The sequence below is a fragment of the Herbiconiux daphne genome (assembly GCF_024979295.1).
Lineage (GTDB): Bacteria > Actinomycetota > Actinomycetes > Actinomycetales > Microbacteriaceae > Herbiconiux > Herbiconiux daphnes.
Genome location: NZ_JANLCJ010000507.1, coordinates 1 through 627, shown reverse-complemented (window position 1 = coordinate 627; position 627 = coordinate 1). Strand labels below are relative to the sequence as shown.

Here is a 627-nt window from a genome sequence, read left to right as displayed (position 1 = left end):
GGCAAGCGGGAAGCGTGGCCGAGTTCCATCGAGTAGTTGATGATTGTGTTTAAGTCCTGCGGTACTGCGCGCACGGCCGTGCGGGTTAACTTCGTTGCGGAGTGCATCGAGGTGAACCAGCGCGCGGCGTCGACGACGGCGCTACGAAAATCATCTTCGTGGCCTAACAGGGCTTCGGTCAGCTGTTCCGGGTTAACACCGGCGACTGTGCGCTTGCCGCGCGTCTTGTCAGCGCCGATTGTGTCGGCGTGCGTATCATCGAGCGTATGCGCTACGTCGATTAGCTTCGCGATGTTCTGCTTAGCGTCCGGGCCGAAGCGTTCCACGACGGCCAGATCTTCAGCTGTGCGCTGTAGGTGCTGAATGAGTAGGCCCGCCGGTTTTAGCTCGCTGTACTTCGCGTGATAGGCTTCGTGCGCTGCCGCGTCTTTAAAGTGAATCTGGCGGCTGAAGCTGGCCGCGCGCTGCATTACTGAGCGTGCGCCTAGCGGCCCTTCGAGCTGAGCGGCGGCCTCGTTGTATTCCTTCTTGGCGCGGCCGTCGGTGGTGATCGTCTCCCACATATCGCCGAGAATGCTTTTAATCTCCGCGTCGCCCAGCTGGTTCCCTTCGTCGTCGATAAAGCTA

1 protein-coding gene is annotated in these 627 nt (G+C 60.1%); it reads right to left on the bottom strand.

Going from position 1 to position 627, the window contains the following annotated elements:
• Positions 1 to 627, bottom strand: a 627-nt coding sequence (locus N1032_RS26125; protein WP_259543549.1) for a hypothetical protein, incomplete at both ends; no start/stop codon positions are given.